The organism is Methylopila capsulata, assembly GCF_016907975.1.
GTDB classification, from domain to species: Bacteria; Pseudomonadota; Alphaproteobacteria; order Rhizobiales; family Methylopilaceae; genus Methylopila; species Methylopila capsulata.
The window spans coordinates 514,030-533,655 of sequence record NZ_JAFBCY010000001.1 but is presented as its reverse complement, the minus strand read 5'-3'; the positions used below and the strand labels follow the sequence as shown (position 1 = coordinate 533,655).

Here is a 19,626-nt window from a genome sequence, read left to right as displayed (position 1 = left end):
CAAGGAGTGTCGCTTCCGATGTCCAAGAGCTCCGACCAGTCCCGCGGGCCGATCAAGATCGGCTTCCAGAAGCTGAGCGCGGGGGCGAGCGGCGTCGTCGTGGCGCTGGCCGGGCCGGACCTCGCCTTCGGCGACGCGACCGCGGAGTTCCTGGCGCCGATCCTCGGAACGCTGAGCGCGGCCGCCGGCGCGGAGCGCTTTAAGGCCCGCCAGGGCGCCGCTTTCGAGCTGCTCTCCCCGGCGCTGCCCGGCGTGGAGCGCCTGATCGTCGTCGGCCTCGGTGACGGCAAGGAGCCGACCGACTGGGTCAAGCTCGGCGGCCAGATCCGCGGTAAGCTACCGACCTTCGCGGAGAGCGTCACCGTCCTGCTCGACGCCGTCGCCGGGATCGAGGCCGAAGCCGTCTCCGACGTCGCTCTCGGCTTCCGCCTGCGCGGCTACGCCTTCGACCAGTACAAGACCAAGAAGAAGGACGACGACGCGGCCGGCCTCGCCAAGGCGACGTTCGCCGTCGCCGACGAATCGGCGGCCAAGAAGGCCTGGAAGCTGAAGGAAGGCCTCGCCGAGGGCGTGGAGACCGCCCGCACGCTCGTGAACGAGCCGCCGAACGTGCTGACCCCGAGCGAGTTCGCCCGGCGCGCGCAAGGCTTGGAGAAGCTCGGCGTCGAGGTCGAGATTCTCGGCGAGAAGGAGCTGAAGAAGGCGGGCTTCGGCGCGCTGCTTGCGGTGGGGCAGGGCTCCAGCCAGGAGAGCCGCGTCGCCATCATGCGCTGGAACGGCGCGAAGGATAAGGACGCCCGGCCCGTCGCCTTCGTCGGCAAGGGCGTGATCTTCGACACCGGCGGCATCTCCATCAAGCCTTCGGCCGGCATGGAGGACATGAAGGGCGACATGGCGGGCGCCGCCTGCGTCGTCGGCCTCATGCACGCGCTCGCCTCGCGCAAGGCCAAGGTCAACGTCATCGGCGCGATCGGCTGCGTCGAGAACATGCCGGACGGAAACGCCTACCGCCCCGGGGACATCATCACCGGCCTCTCCGGCCAGACCATCGAGATCATCAACACCGACGCGGAAGGGCGGCTCGTGCTGGCCGACGTGCTGTGGCACGTTCAGGATCGCTTCAAGCCGAAGTTCATGGTCGACCTCGCGACGCTGACCGGCGCGATCCTGGTCGCGCTCGGCGTCGACAACGCCGGCCTGTTCTCGAACGACGACGATCTGTCGGAGCGGCTCTACAAGACCGGCCTCGCCACCGGCGAGAAGGTGTGGCGCATGCCGATGGGTCCCGAGTTCGACAAGCTGATCGACTCGAAGTTCGCCGACATGAAGCAGACCGGCGGCCGCCATGGCGGCTCGATCACCGCGGCCCAGTTCCTCAAGCGGCACGTCAACGACACGCCCTGGGCGCATCTCGACATCGCCGGCACCGGAATGGGCTCGCCCGCGAGCGACATCAACCGCAGCTGGGGCTCCGGCTGGGGCGTGCGGCTGCTCGATCGGCTGGTGAAGGACTATTACGAGGAGTGACGCGACGGTGCGCGTCCCGATCAGGCGTCATCGTCCGGCTTGACCGGACCATCCATGTCCGACGTCGCGCTCGACGTTCGGCATGGGTCCTCCGGTCAAGCCGGAGGACCCGTCTCGTTCGGGACCGGTTCGTAGGGGGAGAGCGCCTATGACCGAGATCTTCTTTTACCACCTCACGCGCCAGCCCCTGGACAAGGCGCTGCCGGCGCTGCTTGAGAAGTGCCTCGAGCGGAAGTGGAAGGTCGTCGTCCAAGCCTCCGCGCCGGAACGGGTTTCCGCGCTCGACGACGCCTTGTGGACCTACTCCGACGAGAGCTTCCTGCCCCACGGCGCCGACGCCGAGGGAGCGGAGGAGCCGATCTGGCTGACGACCTCGGACGGCAACCCCAACGGCGCCGCGGTGCGCGTGCTGGTCGACGGCGCCGAGCCTCCCGACCTCGCGCCTTACGAGCGCGCGCTGGTGCTGTTCGACGGGCATGACCCCGACGCGCTCGACGCCGCCCGCGCGCAATGGAAGACGCTGAAGGCCGGCGGCCACGCCCTGACCTATTGGCAGCAGGACGATGACGGCCGCTGGCGCAAGAAGGCCTGAGCGGCGGAGACGGGCTTAAGGCGGAGCCGGGTCCTAGGGATGCGGTGAGAACAAGCGCCGCGCTTCTACCCCGGCCGCATCCAGGCGGCGGCTCCCTCGGCGGCGGCGCGGCCGGTCGCGAAACAGGCCTGGAGCAGGTAGCCCCCGGTCGGCGCCTCCCAGTCCAGCATCTCGCCGGCGACGAACACGCCGGGCCGTCGCGTCAACATGAACCGCTCGTCGAGCTCGTCGAACCGCACCCCTCCGGCGGTCGAGATCGCGCGGGCGAGGCCCTGCGGGGCGACCAGCTGGAGCGGCGTCGCCTTGATCCGCCGCGCGAGCGCATCCGGCTCACGGGGGAGATCGCCACCCTCCCGCAGAAGCGCGACGCAGACCGGGGGCAGGCCCGCGGCCTTGCGGAGATGCGTTGACAGCGACCGGTCCCCGCGGCCGGCGCCGATGCGGGCGGCGAGGTCGGCTTCAGCGAGGTCCGGCCGCAGGTCGAGGGCCGCCGTCGCGGAGCCGTCGCGCGCGATCGCGTCCCGAAGCGGGGCGGAGAACGCATAGACCAGCCCGCCTTCGATCCCGTCGCCGGTGACCAGCGCCTCGCCGCGGCGGGTCTCGCCGTCGAACGTCAGGGCGATGCGCTTCAGCGGCTGCCCCGCGAAGCGTTCGGCGAAGAAGCTCGACCAGCCGACGCGAAAGCCGCAGTTCGCGGGCGCGAGCGGAGCGACGGCGACCCCGGCCGCCTCGAGCGCGCCGGTCCAGGCGCCGTCCGCGCCAAGCCGCGGCCAGCTCGCGCCGCCGAGCGCGAGCACAACGACGTCCGGCCGCGCGGTCTCGCCGCCCTCAGGCCCTTCGAACGTCAGCGCGCCGTCATCGGACCAGCCCGTCCAGCGCCGCCGCAGGGCGAACGACGCGCCCTGCGCCTCAAGCCGGCGCAACCAGGCCCGAAGCAGAGGCGAGGCCTTCAGGGTCTTAGGAAACACGCGTCCGCTCGACCCGACGAAGGTCTCGAGCTCGAGGTCCTCGCACCAGCGCACGAGCCGGTCCGGCGGAAAGTCGCGGAGGGCGCGCTCCAGCCGCGGACGCGCCGGTCCGTACCGCTCGAGCAGGCGCTCCAGCGGCTCGGAGTGCGTGAGGTTCAGTCCGCCCCGCCCGGCGAGCAGGAACTTTCGCGCAAGCGACGGCATTCGGTCGATGACTCGGACGTGCAGTCCGGAGGCGACGAGCGTTTCCGCCGCCATCAGGCCAGAGGGGCCGCCGCCGATGACGAGTGCTTGCGCTGTCATGGAACTTCAGCGAACGCTAAAGAGGAATAGACTTCCGAACGGTTCGGAAGATAGAAATTCGACTTCGATCCACGTCCGCGCTCGCATCGTGATTCTCGTTTCCTTAAGCTGAGGTCGACTACTTATCTCGATCACTCGGCCCGCGCGACCGTCCCGGCGGGCGGCCCGGTGCGAAAGGAAGGCATGGGACGTCATCCATGGCGCTCGTTGTCATCGTCGACGATCGTATTACGAACCGGAACATCTTCGCGAAGCTGGCCGCTTCGATTGAAGGCGGGGTGGTCGTTCGATCGTTCGGCGCCCCTGTCGAAGCCCTGGCCTGGCTCGCGGGCAACACGCCCGATCTCGTCATCACCGACTACAAGATGCCGGAACTGGACGGCGCCGAGTTTACCCGCCGCTTTCGCGCCCTGGACGGCTGCGCGGACGTGCCCGTCGTGGTCCTCACGGTCTACGAGGAGCGCAGTTTCCGGCTGAACGCGCTGGAGGCCGGCGCGACCGACTTCCTGCAGAGCCCGGTCGATCACCACGAGTTTCTCACGCGCGCGCGCAATCTCCTCAAGATGCGTCGCCAGCAGCTGCTGATCGCCAGCCGCGCCCTGTCGCTCGAGCGCGAGCTTCGGTCGAGCGAGCGCGATCATGAGAAGGCCTTGCGGGACAGCTCCGAGCGGCTGGCGCAGGTCATCGACACCGTGCCGGCGCTGATTAGCGCGACCGACCGTTCCGGGCGCTGCATCTTCGTCAACGCCTACCAGGCCGCCATGAAGGGCGTGGAGCCGCAGGAGCTGCTCGGGCGCACGGCGGTCGAGATGTTCGGACCGGAGCAGGGCGGCCGCAGCGCCTCGCTCGACCGTTTGATCTGCGAGAGCGGTGCGGCTCTGCCGAGCTACGAGGAGGAGTTCGTCGCCCGCTCCGGCGAACGGCGACATTTCCTGACCACGAAATCGCCGCTGCGCGACGGCGGCGGCGAGATCGTCGCCGTGCTGACGACCGCGCTCGACATCACCGACCGCAAGCGCGCCGAAGGGCACCTTCGCCACCTCGCGCACCACGACGCGCTGACCGACCTGCCCAACCGCGCGCTGCTGCAGGACCGCGTGCGGCACGAGATCGCCCACGCGCGGCGCAACGACACCAAGTTCGCGCTGCATCTTTTCGATCTCGACCGGTTCAAGGCGATCAACGACGTGCTGGGCCATCACGTCGGCGACCGGCTGCTGAAAGCGGTGTCCGACCGTCTGCGCGGAACCGTGCGCGAGACCGACGCCGTCGCGCGGCTCGGCGGGGACGAGTTCGCGATTCTGCAGACCAACGTCGTCCATGTGGACCACGCCAAGGAACTCGCACGCCGCGTCCGCGCTGCGCTGTCAGCGCCCTTCGTCTTCGACGGCGAGGAGGTGACGACGTCCGTCAGCATCGGCATCGCGCTGTTTCCCGACAGCGCCTTCGACTTCGAGGAACTGCTGAAGCGCGCCGACATCGCGATGTACCGCGCCAAGGCCGACGGCCGCGACGGCTTCCGCGTGTTCGAAGTCGATATGGACACGACGGCCCGGGCGATCACCGTCCTTGAGAGCGACCTGCGCCGGGCGTTGGCGCGCGACGAATTCGTGCTGCATTTCCAGCCGCAGGTCGATCTCGAATCCGGACGCATCCTCGGCGCCGAGGCGTTGATCCGCTGGCGGCGCGAGGACGGGGACTTGGTGCCGCCGGGCGACTTCCTGCCCAGCGCGGAGGAGACCGGCCTGATCATCCCCATCAACGAATGGGTGCTGAATAACGCGTGCCAGCAGGCCGCGGCCTGGCGGAAGGCCGGCCTGCCGCCGCTCCGCGTCGCCGTGAACCTCTCGGCGGTGCAGTTCCGCAAGCAGGACGTCCAGAAGGTCGTGATGGACGCCATCGCCGCCTCCGGGCTCGAACCCTCCCTGCTCGAACTGGAGCTGACCGAGACCATCCTGCTGCAGGACACCGACCTCGTGGTCGCGCAGATCAAGGCGCTGCAGCAGCAAGGCGTGACGTTCTCGATCGACGACTTCGGAACCGGGTACTCCTCGCTCGCCTACGTGAAGAACTTCCCCGTGAACCGACTGAAGATCGACAAGTCGTTCGTTCACAACCTGAAGGCCGACGTCAACGACGCCGCGATCGTGAGGGCCATCATCAACCTCGGCCACAGCCTCGGGCTGGACGTGGTCGCGGAGGGCGTGGAGACGGCGGCGCAGGTCGCGCATCTTCGCGCGGAGGGCTGCGACGAGGTGCAGGGCTACTACTTCGGCCGGCCCATGCCCGCCGAGGACTTCGTCGCCCTTGTGCGGCGCGAGACCCTTCTCGCGCGGACGGCATGACCGCCGGACCGGCGAAACGCGCGGCCTGGGACGGCGCGTCGGCCGGACCGCTCGCCTCGGTGATGCGCCGCCTTCGCGCAAGCGAGGCCGGCGAGCACGAAATCGCGCTGAACCGCGTCGCGCTGGCGGCCTGCGTGCTGTTCTACCTTTTGACGGAGACCGCGCTCTACGGCGATCCGCTGGGCGAGGCCTTCCTGATCACCGCGGCTTTCTTCCTCGGCGGCCTCGGCTTCGTGGCGCATCTGGCGTGGCGCCCGGCGGCTTCGCTGCCGCGTCGCGTCCTCGCCATCGCCTTCGATCTGACCGGCATATCTTACTGCATGCATGTCGGCGGAGAGACCACCGCGATTCTCTATCCGATCTACCTCTGGGTGATCTTCGGCAACGGTTTCCGGTTCGGCCTGGGCATGCTGGCGATCGGAGCTGCGATCGCCATCGCCGGTTTCTCGGTGGTGATCGCGACGACGCCATACTGGGGCGATCATCTTCGGCTTTCGCTCGGTCTTCTTGCCGGCCTGCTCGTCCTGCCGGCCTACGCCGCGACGCTGATCCGCAAACTCTCCAACGCGAAGTCGGCGGCCGAGGACGCCAGCCGCGCGAAGAGCCTGTTTCTCGCCAGCGTCAGCCACGAACTCCGCACGCCGCTCAACGCCGTCATCGGCATGACCGACCTGCTCGACGGCACGACGCTGGACGACGAGCAGCGCGACATGACGCGCACGGCCGGAGACGCGGGACGCACGCTGCTGCGGCTGATCGACGATCTGCTCAACTTCAGCCGGCTCGAAGCCGGCCGCATGCCGAGCCGGGCGGTGGACTTCGACCTCCACCGTGTGCTCGCCGAGGTGCGCGGCATGCTGACGGCGCAGGCGCGCGACAAGCGTCTGCGCCTCGCGCTGCACGTCACCCCGCGCACGCCCTACCGGCTGTCGGGCGAGGAGCGCCAGCTCAAGGACGTTCTCGTCAATCTGGTCGGCAACGCCGTGAAGTTCACCGACGTGGGCGGCGTCACGGTCGCGGTCGACGCGATCTCGCGCGACGAGCGCGTCGTCCGCCTGCGCTTCGAGGTCGCGGACACCGGCATCGGCATCGCTCCGGAGGCCCGCGGGCGGATCTTCGAGACCTTCACGCAGGCCGACGCCAGCATCATCAATTCGTACGGCGGCACGGGCCTCGGTCTCGCCATCTCCAAGCAGATGATCGAGCTGCAGGGCGGATCGATCGGCGTCGAAAGCGAGGTCGGCGCCGGCAGCGTGTTCTGGTTCGAGATCGATCTCGCCATCGCTTCCGGCGCGGGGGCGGACGTCGCGCCGCGGTCGGCCCACGTCGTCGCGGTGGCGCCCAATCAGGGCCGGGCCGCCAAGCTCGCCGCCGCGCTGGCGCAGGCCGGGGTCATCGCCGACGCCTGCGGCGGCGTGCGCGAAGCGGTGCGCAACCTGCGGGAGCACGAGCGCGCCGGGCAGCGCCGCGCCGTGGTGATCGACGGTCGCGGCGACGACGGCGAGGCGATCGCGACCGCGCTGCGAGCCGGCCTGGACGGGGTGGATCTGGAGGCGGTCATCATCGATGGGCGCTTTGGCGAGGGGCTGCCCGAACTCGACCTGCGCTTCGCCTGCGCGTCCGCCGCGCGCGACCTGCCGACACCGGCCGAACTGGCCGCCATGGTGCGGATCGCGACCATCGGCGTCGCGGGCGATCCGCGGCCGCGCAGCGCCAAGCCCGTCGTCGCCCCGTCCCGCCGGCTGTCCGTGCTCGTGGCGGAGGACAACCGGGTCAACCAGAAGGTCATCCACAAGGTGCTGGAGCGCGCCGGCCACGACGTGCGCATCGTCGACAACGGCGAGCTGGCGCTCGACGCGCTCGCGGAGCGGACCTTCGACATCGTGCTGATGGACGTGAACATGCCGGTGCTCGACGGCGTCGAGTGCACGAAGCTCTACCGCTTCGCCTCGATCGGAAAGCCGCGCACTCCCATTGTCGCCTTGACCGCCGACGCGACCCCCGAGGCGCGGCGGCGCTGCGAGGAGGCGGGCATGGACGCCTGCGTCACCAAACCGATCGAGCCCGCCCAGTTGCTGGCGCTGATCGCCGAGATGGCGGGCGAGGGGCCCGGCGAAGCCGTCGCCGAGGTGGAGGCTCTGACGGATGCGCCCCACGACGACGAAACCATCGCTCGGCTCGCCCGGCATCCGGGCTTCCGGCCCGCGCGACGGACCATCGTGGACCGCAGGACGCTGACCGAACTCGAACAGCTCGGGGGGCGGCCTTTCGTCGGCGACTTGGTGGACGAGTTCCTTGTGGACGCTGAGATCGTGCTGGAGGCGCTGCGTCAGGCGGTGGAGGACGGCGACACGGCGGCCTTCCGCGAACAGGCTCATGCCTTGCGCAGCGGCGCGGCCAACATCGGCGCGCGCGGCATGTACGAGCTTTGCCTGTCATGGCGGAACATCGAAGCGCGGGACCTCGCCGTGCGCGGCCGCACCCACATCCAGCGACTGGAAGCGGAGTTCAGGCTGGTCGGCAAGGCGCTGCGCGAACTGTTTCCCAAACGCGGTCGCGCGAACGGCGGCTGATCTCAGGGCGTCCAGCCGCAGGCGGACGCGACCCGCGCGCGAACCTCGCCGAAGCCCTCGAGCGAAAACGCGTTGGCGTGAACGCCCCCGATGCGATCCCGCACCTCGATCGTCAGCCGTCCGTCGTCCGGCAAGCGGCGCAGGAAATCCTCGACCCCCTCGGACCGAAACACCGCCTTGCCGTTCGTGGAGACGTCCCAGCGCGACGTCTCCTGCGCCCCGGAGCCCGACTGCGTCACGACCTCCAACGACGAGCGCGGCAGGCCCCAGTCTCCCGCGGTCCCGACGAGCGCTTCGGTGCGCCCGCCGAGGCAGCGCACGATGAGGAAGGACGGGTCGTCCTGAGAGGCGCCGCGCGCGGCGGCGAGCGCCGTCACCAGCGTGGCCCGTCCGTCGTCCGGCTCCGACGTGGTGGTCCAGCCGCCCAGCGTCTCCGTGCCGGCGGCGGCTGCGGTCGCAAGAAGACACGACGCCACGACGATAGCCTTGCGCATGGAACGCCTCCTCGGGTCAGCACTTGACGCACCGGGATACGCCGGGCGTCCGGTCTTGGACCGTCGGCGCGAGTTCTTCTTAAGAGAGCGCCGAAGCGTCACGCGCGAATGCTGCTTTGCAGCATAAGAAAACTATGAGACGCTTGGCGTCGTACGTTGCGTCACGGCGTCGTCGTACGACATCCTTGGGGCGTCGCCCCGCAAGGATTGGCGGAGAGGGATCGTATGGCTTCCAAGCCGCGTCTCCGATCGGCAGGCCTTCTGAGCGTCGCAATCGCGGCGATGCTCGGGCTCGCGGGCGGCGTGGTCGGCGGCGAGCGGTTCGGGTCCTACCGCGACGCGCGGACGGCGGAAAGCGCCCAGCCGCCGGCCTGGCGCGGGCCGAGCTTCGACCCCCGGCGCTACGCCGACGCGGCGGTGGAGGCGGTGGTGCGCAGCGCCTGCGCCTCGCCGGCGCCCTTCGTCGTGCTGGATAGTTTCAGCTTCGGGCGCCCCGCCAACCTGGACGACGACCTCGGCGATCCGTCCGACGACGCCGACGCGCACATCAGCCACGGAGACGTGGTGGCCGCCATCGCCGCGCTCGGCCACGGCGCGGTGACCACCTATCAGATCGATCCGGTCTTCAACGCCTTCACGCTCGCAAGAGATATCGCCGCGCTCGCGCGCGACGTGGCGAGCGGCAAAGTCGCGAGGCCCGCCGCGGTCGTCACCTCCATCGTGCTGCCGGTCCATCTCGACGACGTCAATCGCGCCCTGCCGGCCGAGAAGGCGGTCTCCGCGGCGGATCTCCGCGCCCGGCGGGGAGACGTGATGGCGGCGCTCGTCGGCGACGGCGATCCGCGCAACCCCTACCGCATCGTGCGCGACGCGCTGGAGACGCTGGCGCGCTTCGACGTGCCGGTGTTCGCAGCCTCCGGCAACACCGGGCCAGATGGGCTGGTCAACGTGCTTGCGCTCAATGACGGCGTCTACGCCGTGGGCGCCCTCGACTCCGCAGGCCGCCAGACCGCCTACACCAGCGCGCCCGAGATGACCGCGATCTGGGCGCCGGGGCAGTTCGTCCTGAGCGAAACGACGGGCGGGCTGAGCCTCACCGGCGGTCGCGACGTCGCCTTCGCCGGGGCGACCGCGCCGGGGCGGAAGGCGCTGATCGCCTCGCTCGTCGGGCGTGATCCGGCCGCGCTCGTGCGCCGCGTGCCGGCGTCTCTCGCGGGTCCGGACCCAGCCGGGCCGGGGTATCGCCAGCGGGCGCTGCGGCGCTACCTCGAGCCTGGGCTCTACCGCACGGTCGATCTGCTTGCGGCCTATGGTTACGAGATGAGCTCCGCCAACGTCGCGCGGTCGCTGGAGCAGGGCCCCTACATGCACTATCCGTCGGACGCGATCTTCCGGCTCGACGCGCAAGGTCGGCTCGCCTTCGATCCGCAGGGCGACGGCTCCGAGGGTCAGCTCATGGCGTACGACGCGACGTCGTTCGCCACGCCCAATGTCTGCCCTGCGCCGCAACGCGTGGCCCAGAGGGCGGCCCCGCGCTGACGGCGGCCGGGCCAAAAAGCGACGCCCGAGGGATCGATCCCCGAGGCCCGGACGTTCCAGTTCGCGCAACGCGAAACCGCGGCGCGGCTCAGCCGGAACGAGGACCTGAATGTCAGATCGGACCTACAAGATCATCGAGATCGTCGGATCGTCCGCCACCTCGATCGAAGAGGCCATCAGCGGCGCCATCGCGGACGCTGCGAAGACCGTCCACCACATCCGCTGGTTCGAGGTCGTCGAGACCCGCGGCCACGTCGAGGACGGCAAGGTCGCGCACTATCAGGTGACGCTGAAAATCGGGTTCACCATCGAAGGAACTTGATCTCCTCAACCGCGTTTGACGGAGCGGCCGAGCTCGCGCGACGCGCGACAGCCGGCGTCGTGAAAGAGGCGGAGATGGGCAACGCATTTGTGGTCGAGGTGCGTGGTCGCCACGCGGGACTGCTCATTCGTCTCGATGACGGGTTCCGCTTCCTGGCGTCGCTTCCCGAAGTGTACGACCTCGACGAGCAGGTGTTTCCCGACAAGGCGGCGGCCTGCGCCGCCGTCGAGGCGCGTTTCGACGCTCTCCAGGCCGGGCATCTGCCGGCCTACGCGGCTTTCAGCCTTGGACGGGTCGACGACGGGCTGCGTCTCGCGAGCTGAGCGCCCTCGGTCTGGGGTGCGGCGTCACGCGATCCCCGCAAGCTTGCAGACGACGCCCGCAGCGGCCGTCAGGGCCAGCAACGTCACGACGCCGACCCTCAGCCGGAACGCCAGCACGAGCGCTCCGGCCGTAAGCGCCAGCGCGACCGGGTCGAGGCTCGCGGGCGCGGGGTAGGACAGGTCGAGCCCGTAAGCGGTCGTCCGCCCCGTCTCCCGAAAGAGGGCGTGCAGGGCGAACCAGAGCGCCAGGTTCAAAATCACGCCCACCACCGCGGCCGAGACGCCGGCGAGGGCGCCCGACAGCAAACGGTTGCCCCGCAGGCGCTCGACGAAGGGCGCGCCGAGGAAGATCCAGAAGAAGCTCGGGGCGAAGGTGACCCAGGTCGCGAGCAGCCCTCCGAGCGCGCCGGCCAGCAGCGGATCGAGACCGCCCGGCGTCCTGTGCGCGGCGAGGAAGCCCACGAACTGGAGCACGAGGATCAGCGGCCCCGGCGTCGTTTCGGCGAGGCCAAGTCCGTCCAGCATTTCGCCGGGCCGTAGCCAGCCGTAGCCCTCGACCGCCTGCTGGGCGACGTAGGTCAGCGCCGCATAGGCACCGCCGAAGGTCACCACCGCCATCTTGCTGAAAAACGAGGCGATGTCCGCGAATACGTTTCCGGGCCCGAGAGCGAGCGTCAGGGCGGCGACCGGCGCGAGCCACAGCGCGAGCGCCGCGAGGGCGGGCGGGATCGCTTCCCGGAAGGGCGCGCCGCCGAACCGCGCCGCGCTCGTGTCCAGCAAACCGCCGTACTCCGCGTCGAGAGCGGCCGCTGCCGCTCCGGCGCGGAAACCCGGAGCGCCGAAACGCGCGGCGGCGAAGCCGATCAGCGCCGCCGTCGCGATCACGGCGGGAAACGGCGCGCCGAAGACGAAGATCGCCAGGAAGGCGAGGGCGGCGAGCCCGACCTGCGCCCGGCCCGCCAGCGCCTTTCGGCCGACGCGCAGCAGCGCCTGCAGCACGATGGCGATGACCGCGGCCTTCAGCCCGTAGAACGCACCGGCGATCAGCGGCGTCGTTCCGGCCGTGACGTAGAGCAGGCTGAGGCCCAGCATGGCGAGCGCGCCGGGCAGGACGAACAGCAGGCCCGCGATCGCGCCGCCGCGGGCGCCGTGCATCAGCCAGCCGAGATAGGTCGCAAGCTGTTGCGCTTCGGGCCCGGGAAGCAGCATGCAGTAGTTCAGCGCGTGCAGGAACCTCGCGTCCGACACCCAACGGCGCTCCTCGACGACGATGCGGTGCATGGTCGCGATCTGGCCGGCAGGTCCCCCGAAGCTGAGCAGGGCGACCTTCAGCCAGACGCGCAGCGCCTCGCCGAGGGTCGGAAGCCGTCGCGCGTCCGGCGCCGGAGAGGGCGAGACCTGAACCGTGTCGGACATGCGCATCCCCTCAGACCGCCGGCGCGGGCCGCGATGCTTGGGCCGGAACGGCGGGCCTGACAAGCGCGTCGCCCGACGCCCGCGCTCGACCTGTCGGCCGGTGAGCGTTCCGCCCGCGAGGCGAAGACGGCTTAGCCAGCTTTCGAACCGTATAGGCCATCACCACGTAACCGAGCCGTGATCGGTCCTGGCGGTCGCGAGCCGAGTGAGGCGCTATGACGACGCATCCTGCAAAGTTGCTTTCGGTCGCAAGCGCGACCGCGCCGCACAACCTCGGCCAGGACGACGTGGTCGCCGCGGCGCGACGTGTGTTCGTTGGCGCCGGTCGCCGCGACTTCGACCGCATCGCGCCAGTCTACGCCAACGCCGGGGTTCTGCGCCGGCAGTCCGTCCGGCCGCTCGACTGGTACGTCGAGCCGCACGGCTGGGAGGACCGCACCGCGGCCTACCTCGAAGGGGCGGGCGCCCTGTTCGTGCAAGCCGCCCAGCGCGCGATCGCCGCCGCGGGATTGAAGCCCGGAGACATCGACGTGGTGGTCACCGTGTCCTCCACCGGCGTCGCCACGCCGAGCCTGGAGGCGCGCTTCGGCGACGCGCTCGGCCTGCGCGCCGACGTCATGCGTGTTCCCGTCTTCGGCCTCGGCTGCGCCGGCGGCGTGTCGGGCCTCGGGGTCGCGGCGCGGCTCGCCCGCGGGACGCCGGGGACCCGCGTGCTGCTCGTCGCCGTGGAGACCTGCACGCTGGCGTTCCGGCTCGGCCGGCTCGACATGGCGAGCGTGGTCTCCACCGCCCTGTTCGGCGACGGCGCGGCGGCCTGCGTGCTTGCGACGGGGCCGGGCGGCCTCGCCGAGGTGGCGTATGTTGGCGAGCATCGCTGGCCGGACACGCTCGACGTCATGGGCTGGCGGTTCGACGACGTCGGTTTCGACGTGGTGCTGGACCGCGCGGTCCCGGCGTTCGCGGCGGAACGCGTGCCGACCGCTGCGCGGGCGATCCTCGCGGGCGGCGGCGTCGCGCTGGAGGATGTCCGCCGCTTCGTCTGCCATCCCGGCGGCGCGAAGGTCGCCGTGGCGCTCGAAGGGGCGCTCGGCCTCGCCGACGGCGCCCTGGCAGACGAGCGCGCCGTGCTGGCCGCGCACGGCAACATGTCGGCGCCGACCGTGCTGTTCGTGCTGGAGCGGGCGCTCGCCGGCGGTCTCGGCGACCCCACGGCTATGCTGGCCCTAGGGCCAGGCTTCACCGCCAGTATGGCGCTGCTGAGGCCCGCGGCGTGAGCGGCGCGATCCTTCTGCTGATTTTCGTCACCGCCTCCCGGCTTGGCGAACTCGTCCTATCCGCCCGGAACGTCGCCGGGCTGAAGGCGCGCGGCGCGATCGAAGCGGGGGCGAGCCACTACCCGGCGATGGTCGCGCTCCACACGTCGTGGCTCGCCGGCATGTGGTGGCTCGGGCATGACGCGACCGTGTCGCCCGGCTGGCTGGCGGCCTTCGGGGCGCTGCAGGCCCTGAGGGTCTGGACGCTCGCCACGCTCGGCCGGCGCTGGACGACGCGCATTCTGGTGGTTCCCGGCGAGACGCTCGTACGGCGCGGGCCGTATCGCTTCGTGGCCCACCCGAACTACGTGGTCGTCGCGGGCGAGATCGCCGTCTTGCCGCTCGTCTTCGGGCTGCCGGTCCTCGCCTTCGTGTTCTCGTTGCTGAACGCAGGCATGCTCGCCGTCCGCATTCGCGCCGAGGAGGCCGCCCTGGCGCGTCACGCCGCGCCTTGAGCCGCAGGCGGGGCGGGGCCAAGATCGCCGCTCCCGGCTTCAGGAGACGCCATGACCGTCGAAGCAACGACCCCCGACGCCATCGCCCGCCGCATCGCGCAGGGGCGGGGGCTCGCGCCCGCCGACATCGTCATCAAGGGCGCGCGGGTGCTCGACGTGGTCACCGCGACGCTGTTCGAGAGCGACGTCGCGATCGCGGGCGACAGGATCGTCGGCACCTTCGGGGAGTACGAGGGGCGGGAGGTCATCGACGGACGCGGTCTGACCGTCGTGCCGGGCTTCATCGACACTCACCTCCACATCGAGTCCTCGCTGCTGACGCCGCTCGAATTCGACCGTTGCGTGCTGCCGCACGGCGTCACGACGATCGTCTGGGACCCGCACGAGATCGCCAACGTGCTGGGGGCGGAGGGGATCGACTACGCGCTGCGGGCGGCCGAGGCGACGGTGATGGACATCCGCGTCAACCTGTCGTCGTGCGTGCCCGCCTCGCCGCTCGAGACCTCGGGCGCTGAGCTCGACGTCGACGATCTCACGCCGTTCCGCGGCCGGGCCAAGGCGCTCGGCCTCGCCGAGTTCATGAACTTCCCCGGCGTGCTGAACGCCGATCCCGGCTGTCTCGCCAAGCTCGCCGCCTTCCAGGACGGCCACATCGACGGCCACGCGCCGCTGGTGCGCGGCAAGGACCTCAACGGCTATCTCGCGGCCGGCATCCGCACCGACCACGAGGCGACGAGCTACGAGGAAGGGCTGGAGAAGCTTCGCAAGGGCATGACGGTGCTGATCCGAGAAAGCTCGATCGCCAAGGATCTGCATGCGCTGTGGCCGCTGCTGACGCCCGAGACCTCAGCCTTCGTCGCCTTCTGCACGGATGACCGCAACCCGGTCGAGATCGCGGCGGAGGGCCATCTCGACCACATGATCCGGTGGACGATCGCGCAGGGCGTCCCCGCCGCCCACGTCTACCGCGCGGCGAGCTGGTCGGGCGCCAACGCCTTCGGGCTGCGCGACCGCGGGATCGTGGCGCCGGGCAAGCGCGCGGACCTCGTGCTATTGTCCGACTACGAAGGCTGCCGGGTGCAGATGGTGATCGCCGGCGGTCGCGTGGTGACGGACGCGCTGTTCGCCGCCCGCGCGGTTCCCGACCCCGTCGGCCTCGACAGCATGAAGGCGGAGCCGGTGACGGCGGACGACCTGACGCTCAAGGGCGAAGGCGGGCCGCGGCCGGTGATCGGCGTCGTGCCCGGCAAGATCGTCACCGACCATCTGACGCTGGAGCTCGCGGCCGAGGGCGGCGCGGTGCGGTCCGATCTCGCCCAGGACGCGCTCGCCGTCGCGGTGATCGCCCGGCACGGGATCAACCGCAACATCGGCCGCGGCTTCGTGAAAGGCTTCGAGCTGAAGGCCGGCGCCATCGCCTCGTCGGTCGGGCATGACAGCCACAACATCTGCGTCGTCGGCGTCACGGCTGAAGACATGGCGCTCGCGGCCAACCGGGTGATCGCGCTCGGCGGCGGCTTCGTCGTGGCGGCCGAAGGCGAGGTGAAGGCCGAACTCGCGCTGCCGGTCGCGGGGCTGATGAGCCTCGAGCCGCACGAGGCGGTGCACGACCGGCTGGTCGCGCTGCGCGCCGCGGCCGTCGCGCTCGGCTGCACGCTGTCCGAGCCGTTCCTGCAGGTGGCCTTCCTGCCGCTCACCGTCATTCCGCATCTCAAGATCAGCGACTTCGGCATGGTCGACGTGAACCGCTTCGAGGTCATCGCGGCATGAGCGGCCGCTTCGAAGGGCGGCGCGTGCTGGCGCTCGGCGACACGGACGCGACGCTCGGCCTCGCGCAGGAGGCCGCGGCGGCCTTCGGGGCGGAAGGCGCGGACCTGCGCGTCGCGTCGCTCGCGCTGGAGGGCGAGCCGGAGCCGCCGGTCTTCCTGCCCGAATCGCTCGCGGCGTCGCGGCTGTTCCGCGGCTCCCACCTGGTGCTCGCGGCGCTGTCGGATGCGGGGTTCCGGGCGCTCTTCGCCGCCTATCTCGAGGCCGACCTCGTCCGGGAATCATCGCGGCCGCTCGTGCTCGCCGTCGACGCGGCTCCGGCTGGCTCCGGCGCCGTGGACTGGATGGCGGCCCGCGCGCCCGCCGACGTCTTGCGGCTGCGCAGCCATCCCGATCTCGCGCTCTACGGCCGGGTGGCGGCGGCGCTCGGCGTGGACGCCACCAACGCGGCTCTGGCGCCCTCCGCCGACGGACTTTTCGGGCTGAGCGAAGCGCTGCTGATGGGACAGGACCTGCGGGAATCGGCGCTTCCGCTCCGCCACTCGCTCGCGGGACGGATCATTCCCGAGGCTCCGGAGCCGCCGAAACCGTCATCCGGCCTTGCCGCCGGCCTCATGAGGCGGTTAGTTCGCAAAGGTCGTTCGGCGCCGCAGCATTAACGGGGTGCGCCGGTCGTCGATCGGTCACCCTTTGAATGCTTTTTGACATGCCGCATTGGGGCGCAATTTTCAGGAGACTGACATGGCCAATCGCTACGAGGTCGGGGAGAAGGACACCCGGCCCTGGGGGACGTGGGAGGTCATCGCCGGGGGCGAGAACTACGCGGTGAAGCGGATCGTGGTGTCGCCCGGCGCGCGCCTGTCGCTGCAGAAGCACCAGCACCGCGAGGAGCACTGGATCGTCGTCGAAGGCGAGGGCGTCGTCACGCGCGACGACGAGCGCATTCCGGTGAAGACCGGCGTCGCCGTGCATCTCCCGCTGCACTGCGTGCACCGCGTCGAGAACCCGGGCAAGGTCGACCTGGTGTTCATCGAGGTCCAGCGCGGCGATCCGCTCGACGAGGACGACATCGAGCGCCTGGAGGATGATTACGGCCGCGCGCCTGCGGGCGAGGGCTCGTCCGCCCCGGCCGGCGCGCCGAGCGGGTTCGCCGGCGTCACAGCGCTGGTGATGGACTTCGACGGCGTCTTCACGGACGACCGCGTGCTGGTGGATCAGGACGGCCGCGAGGCCGTCTTCGCCAGCCGCTCCGACGGCATGGGCCTGGAGCGGCTGCGCAAGCTGACCTCGATCCGGACGCTGATCCTGTCGAAGGAGCCGAACCCGGTGGTCTCCGCGCGCGGGGCCAAGCTCAAGATCGAGGTGCTTCAGGGCATTGACGACAAGCTGCCGGAGCTCGACCGCTGGCTCGCCGCCAACGGCCTGACCCGCGAGCAGACCGTCTACATCGGCAACGACGTCAATGACCTCGAGTGCCTGAGGGCCGTCGGCTTCCCCGTGGCTCCCGCCGACGCGCGCACGGAGGCCAAGGCGGCGGCGCGTTTCGTCACTACGGCGCTGGGCGGCCGGGGCGCGCTGCGCGAGCTGTGCGAACGACTGATCGCGGACCACGTTCCCACCGTTTCGGATCAGGCGCCGACCCGTTACGCGGCGGCCAGCTGATCGTCGCGAATTCCAACGCTGCAGCGCAACGAATGGGCGTGTTGCGGCGTTGGCTCGCGCGACCTGCCGCGATTTGGCAGGCGAGCGCCTTCGGCTGAGAGGGATTGCGCGGTGAAGATCAACGTCGGCTTCGAGATCACCCATAACTTTCCTCAGCCCACCCCGATGATGGTGATGCTGAACGTGCATCCGAGCCGCGAGCTCGATCTGGTCAAGCCGGACCAGGTGGCCTCCTATCCCTACACGCCGATCTCGGTCTATCTCGACGGCTTCGGCAACGTCTGCGGCAGGCTGGTCGCGCCGGCGGGCGACTTCACGCTGACGACCGACGCGGTTGTGCTCGACAGCGGCGAGCCCGACGTCGCCTCGTGGGACGCCTACCAGCACGCCGTCGAGGATCTCCCGGACGACACGCTCGTCTTCCTGCTGGGCAGCCGCTACTGCGAAACCGACCGCCTCGTGAACGACGCCTGGGCGCTGTTCGGCAATACGCCGCTGGGCTGGGGCCGGGTGCAGGCCATCGTCGACTTCGTCCACAATCACATCATGTTCGGCTATCACCATGCGCGCGCGACGAAATCTGCGTTCGACGCCTGGAACGAGCGCCAGGGCGTGTGCCGGGACTTCGCCCATCTCGCGATCACGCTCTGCCGCTGCATGAACATTCCCGCGCGCTACGCCACCGGCTACCTCGGCGACATCGGCGTGCCGAAGGACCCGGCGCCGATGGATTTCAGCGCCTGGTTCGAGGTCTATCTCGGCGGCCGCTGGCACACTTTCGACGCCCGGCACAACAAGCCCCGCGTCGGCCGCATCGTCATGGCGCGCGGACGCGACGCGGCCGACGCGGCGCTTACCAACGCTTTCGGACCCAACACTCTCAAGAACTTCCGGGTCTGGACCGACGAGGTCTGGTGAGGGCGCCCAGCGCGCGCGATCTGCGCTATAAGCCCCCATCTTTTCCGAACGATCGAGCCTGACGCCGTGACGACCGCCGCAGCGCGCCGCTTTTCCGTGGCGCCCATGATGGACTGGACCGACCGCAATTGCCGGTTGTTCCACCGCGCGCTGACGCGCGAGGCCTTACTCTACACCGAGATGGTGACGACCGGCGCGGTTCGGTTCGGCCCGCGCGAGCGCCTCATCGGGTTTTCGCCGGCCGAGCAGCCGGTGGCGGTCCAGCTCGGCGGCTCGGAGCCCACGGAACTGGCAGAGGCCGCGCGCATCTGCGAGGACTTCGGCTACGTCGAGGTCAATCTCAACGTCGGTTGCCCGTCCGACCGGGTGCAGGACGGCCGCTTCGGCGCCTGCCTGATGGCGGAGCCTGCGCGGGTCGCCGACTGCGTCGCGGCGATGAAGGCCGCGGTGTCCGTCCCGGTCACGGTGAAGTGCCGCATCGGGATCGACGACCAGGACCCGGAACAGGCGCTTGACGCGCTGGCCGAAGCGGTGCTCGCGGCCGGCTGCGACGCGCTGATCGTCCATGCGCGCAAGGCCTGGCTGAAGGGCCTCAGCCCGAAGGAGAACCGCGACGTGCCGCCGCTCGATTACGGCCGCGTGCTGCGGCTGAAGGCGCGGCGGCCGGAGGCGTTCATCGCCATCAACGGCGGGATCGCGGACCTCGACGCGGCGCAGGCGCTGCTCGCCCCCCGCGACGGCGTCGCGCTCGACGGCGTCATGCTCGGTCGGGCGGCCTATCAGAACCCCGAACTGCTGCTGGGCGTGGACCCGCTGCTGTTCGGCCGCGCAGCGCCCTTCGCCAGCGCGAAAGAGGCGGCCGAGAGCCTGACGCCGGCGATCGAGGCGCATCTCGCCCGCGGCGGGCGGCTGTCGAACTTTACCCGCCACATGCTGGGGCTGTTCCCCGGCAAGCCAGGCGCGCGGGCGTTCCGCCGCCATCTCAGCGTGGAAGCGCCGAAGGCCGGCGCAGGCGTCGAGGTTCTGCGCGCCGCGCTTGACCTCGTGGACGAGAGCGGCTCCATGGCCCGGGCAAGCGAAGCCGCCTGACGTTCCGGCGGCGCCGCCGC

17 protein-coding genes are annotated in these 19,626 nt (G+C 70.5%); 14 read left to right on the top strand and 3 right to left on the bottom strand.

The window, feature by feature from the left end; all coding sequences use genetic code 11:
• Positions 1-18 precede the first annotated feature (18 nt).
• Complete coding sequence (locus JOD31_RS02515) at positions 19-1,527, top strand: leucyl aminopeptidase (protein ID WP_204948735.1); 1,509 nt, start codon at positions 19-21, stop codon at positions 1,525-1,527.
• Between the two features lie 148 nt (positions 1,528-1,675).
• Entirely contained in the window at positions 1,676-2,119 is a 444-nt protein-coding gene (locus JOD31_RS02510; RefSeq protein WP_204948734.1) for a DNA polymerase III subunit chi, read from the top strand.
• 65 nt (positions 2,120-2,184) lie between these two features.
• Here the strand turns inward: JOD31_RS02510 and JOD31_RS02505 are convergent, their stop codons facing one another.
• Complete coding sequence (locus JOD31_RS02505) at positions 2,185-3,390, bottom strand: TIGR03862 family flavoprotein (RefSeq protein WP_204948733.1); 1,206 nt, start codon at positions 3,388-3,390, stop codon at positions 2,185-2,187.
• Between the two features lie 197 nt (positions 3,391-3,587).
• On the opposite strand from JOD31_RS02505, the gene JOD31_RS02500 reads away from it, so the two are divergent.
• Together JOD31_RS02500 and JOD31_RS02495 are read left to right on the top strand one after the other, a co-directional pair.
• Positions 3,588-5,735 (top strand): putative bifunctional diguanylate cyclase/phosphodiesterase, encoded by a 2,148-nt coding sequence (locus JOD31_RS02500; protein WP_204948732.1) that lies wholly within the window; start codon positions 3,588-3,590, stop codon positions 5,733-5,735.
• Entirely contained in the window at positions 5,732-8,308 is a 2,577-nt protein-coding gene (locus JOD31_RS02495; protein ID WP_204948731.1) for an ATP-binding protein, read from the top strand. Before JOD31_RS02500 ends, JOD31_RS02495 begins: the two co-directional genes overlap by 4 nt.
• 2 nt (positions 8,309-8,310) lie before the next feature.
• Here the strand turns inward: JOD31_RS02495 and JOD31_RS02490 are convergent, their stop codons facing one another.
• Positions 8,311-8,802, bottom strand: a complete 492-nt coding sequence (locus tag JOD31_RS02490; protein ID WP_204948730.1) for a hypothetical protein — start codon at positions 8,800-8,802, stop codon at positions 8,311-8,313.
• Positions 8,803-9,027: 225 nt separating this feature from the next.
• On the opposite strand from JOD31_RS02490, the gene JOD31_RS02485 reads away from it, so the two are divergent.
• The 3 genes from JOD31_RS02485 to JOD31_RS02475 all read left to right on the top strand — a co-directional run bounded on the left by JOD31_RS02485 (position 9,028) and on the right by JOD31_RS02475 (position 10,986).
• Positions 9,028-10,341 carry a S8/S53 family peptidase gene (locus JOD31_RS02485; protein WP_204948729.1) on the top strand — a complete coding sequence of 438 codons (1,314 nt, stop codon included), beginning with the start codon at positions 9,028-9,030 and terminating at the stop codon, positions 10,339-10,341.
• Positions 10,342-10,450: 109 nt separating this feature from the next.
• On the top strand, positions 10,451-10,663 hold the full coding sequence (locus tag JOD31_RS02480; RefSeq protein WP_204948728.1) for a dodecin: 213 nt from the start codon (positions 10,451-10,453) through the stop codon (positions 10,661-10,663).
• 74 nt (positions 10,664-10,737) lie between these two features.
• Complete coding sequence (locus JOD31_RS02475) at positions 10,738-10,986, top strand: hypothetical protein (protein ID WP_204948727.1); 249 nt, start codon at positions 10,738-10,740, stop codon at positions 10,984-10,986.
• Positions 10,987-11,010: 24 nt separating this feature from the next.
• Here JOD31_RS02475 and chrA read toward each other — a convergent pair whose 3' ends face one another.
• The gene (chrA, locus tag JOD31_RS02470) at positions 11,011-12,408 is read right to left on the bottom strand and encodes a chromate efflux transporter (RefSeq protein ID WP_428980895.1); all 1,398 of its coding nucleotides are present in this window, start codon (positions 12,406-12,408) and stop codon (positions 11,011-11,013) included.
• A gap of 209 nt (positions 12,409-12,617) precedes the next feature.
• Here chrA and JOD31_RS02465 point away from each other — a divergent pair, with 209 nt between their 5' ends.
• From JOD31_RS02465 to dusA, 7 genes are all read left to right on the top strand, one after another.
• The gene (locus tag JOD31_RS02465) at positions 12,618-13,676 is read left to right on the top strand and encodes a type III polyketide synthase (RefSeq protein ID WP_204948725.1); all 1,059 of its coding nucleotides are present in this window, start codon (positions 12,618-12,620) and stop codon (positions 13,674-13,676) included.
• On the top strand, positions 13,673-14,170 hold the full coding sequence (locus tag JOD31_RS02460; protein ID WP_204948724.1) for an isoprenylcysteine carboxyl methyltransferase family protein: 498 nt from the start codon (positions 13,673-13,675) through the stop codon (positions 14,168-14,170). Before JOD31_RS02465 ends, JOD31_RS02460 begins: the two co-directional genes overlap by 4 nt.
• Before the next feature lie 51 nt (positions 14,171-14,221).
• Positions 14,222-15,940 carry an adenine deaminase gene (gene ade, locus JOD31_RS02455; protein WP_204948723.1) on the top strand — a complete coding sequence of 573 codons (1,719 nt, stop codon included), beginning with the start codon at positions 14,222-14,224 and terminating at the stop codon, positions 15,938-15,940.
• Positions 15,937-16,596: a hypothetical protein gene (locus JOD31_RS02450; protein ID WP_204948722.1), complete on the top strand. Its 660-nt coding sequence runs from the start codon at positions 15,937-15,939 to the stop codon at positions 16,594-16,596. Before ade ends, JOD31_RS02450 begins: the two co-directional genes overlap by 4 nt.
• Before the next feature lie 82 nt (positions 16,597-16,678).
• The gene (locus JOD31_RS02445) at positions 16,679-17,599 is read left to right on the top strand and encodes a cupin domain-containing protein (protein WP_204948721.1); all 921 of its coding nucleotides are present in this window, start codon (positions 16,679-16,681) and stop codon (positions 17,597-17,599) included.
• A 111-nt stretch (positions 17,600-17,710) separates the two neighbouring features.
• Complete coding sequence (locus JOD31_RS02440; protein WP_204948720.1) at positions 17,711-18,517, top strand: transglutaminase-like domain-containing protein; 807 nt, start codon at positions 17,711-17,713, stop codon at positions 18,515-18,517.
• 66 nt (positions 18,518-18,583) lie between these two features.
• The gene (dusA, locus tag JOD31_RS02435) at positions 18,584-19,606 is read left to right on the top strand and encodes a tRNA dihydrouridine(20/20a) synthase DusA (RefSeq protein WP_204948719.1); all 1,023 of its coding nucleotides are present in this window, start codon (positions 18,584-18,586) and stop codon (positions 19,604-19,606) included.
• The last annotated feature ends 20 nt before the right edge of the window (positions 19,607-19,626 follow it).

Coding starts and splice junctions, on each gene's coding strand:
- JOD31_RS02515 (WP_204948735.1), top strand. CDS start 19: ATGTCCAAGAGCTCCGACCAGTCCCGCGGGCCGATCAAGATCGGCTTC.
- JOD31_RS02510 (WP_204948734.1), top strand. CDS start 1,676: ATGACCGAGATCTTCTTTTACCACCTCACGCGCCAGCCCCTGGACAAG.
- JOD31_RS02505 (WP_204948733.1), bottom strand. CDS start 3,390: ATGACAGCGCAAGCACTCGTCATCGGCGGCGGCCCCTCTGGCCTGATG.
- JOD31_RS02500 (WP_204948732.1), top strand. CDS start 3,588: ATGGCGCTCGTTGTCATCGTCGACGATCGTATTACGAACCGGAACATC.
- JOD31_RS02495 (WP_204948731.1), top strand. CDS start 5,732: ATGACCGCCGGACCGGCGAAACGCGCGGCCTGGGACGGCGCGTCGGCC.
- JOD31_RS02490 (WP_204948730.1), bottom strand. CDS start 8,802: ATGCGCAAGGCTATCGTCGTGGCGTCGTGTCTTCTTGCGACCGCAGCC.
- JOD31_RS02485 (WP_204948729.1), top strand. CDS start 9,028: ATGGCTTCCAAGCCGCGTCTCCGATCGGCAGGCCTTCTGAGCGTCGCA.
- JOD31_RS02480 (WP_204948728.1), top strand. CDS start 10,451: ATGTCAGATCGGACCTACAAGATCATCGAGATCGTCGGATCGTCCGCC.
- JOD31_RS02475 (WP_204948727.1), top strand. CDS start 10,738: ATGGGCAACGCATTTGTGGTCGAGGTGCGTGGTCGCCACGCGGGACTG.
- chrA (WP_428980895.1), bottom strand. CDS start 12,408: ATGCGCATGTCCGACACGGTTCAGGTCTCGCCCTCTCCGGCGCCGGAC.
- JOD31_RS02465 (WP_204948725.1), top strand. CDS start 12,618: ATGACGACGCATCCTGCAAAGTTGCTTTCGGTCGCAAGCGCGACCGCG.
- ade (WP_204948723.1), top strand. CDS start 14,222: ATGACCGTCGAAGCAACGACCCCCGACGCCATCGCCCGCCGCATCGCG.
- JOD31_RS02450 (WP_204948722.1), top strand. CDS start 15,937: ATGAGCGGCCGCTTCGAAGGGCGGCGCGTGCTGGCGCTCGGCGACACG.
- JOD31_RS02445 (WP_204948721.1), top strand. CDS start 16,679: ATGGCCAATCGCTACGAGGTCGGGGAGAAGGACACCCGGCCCTGGGGG.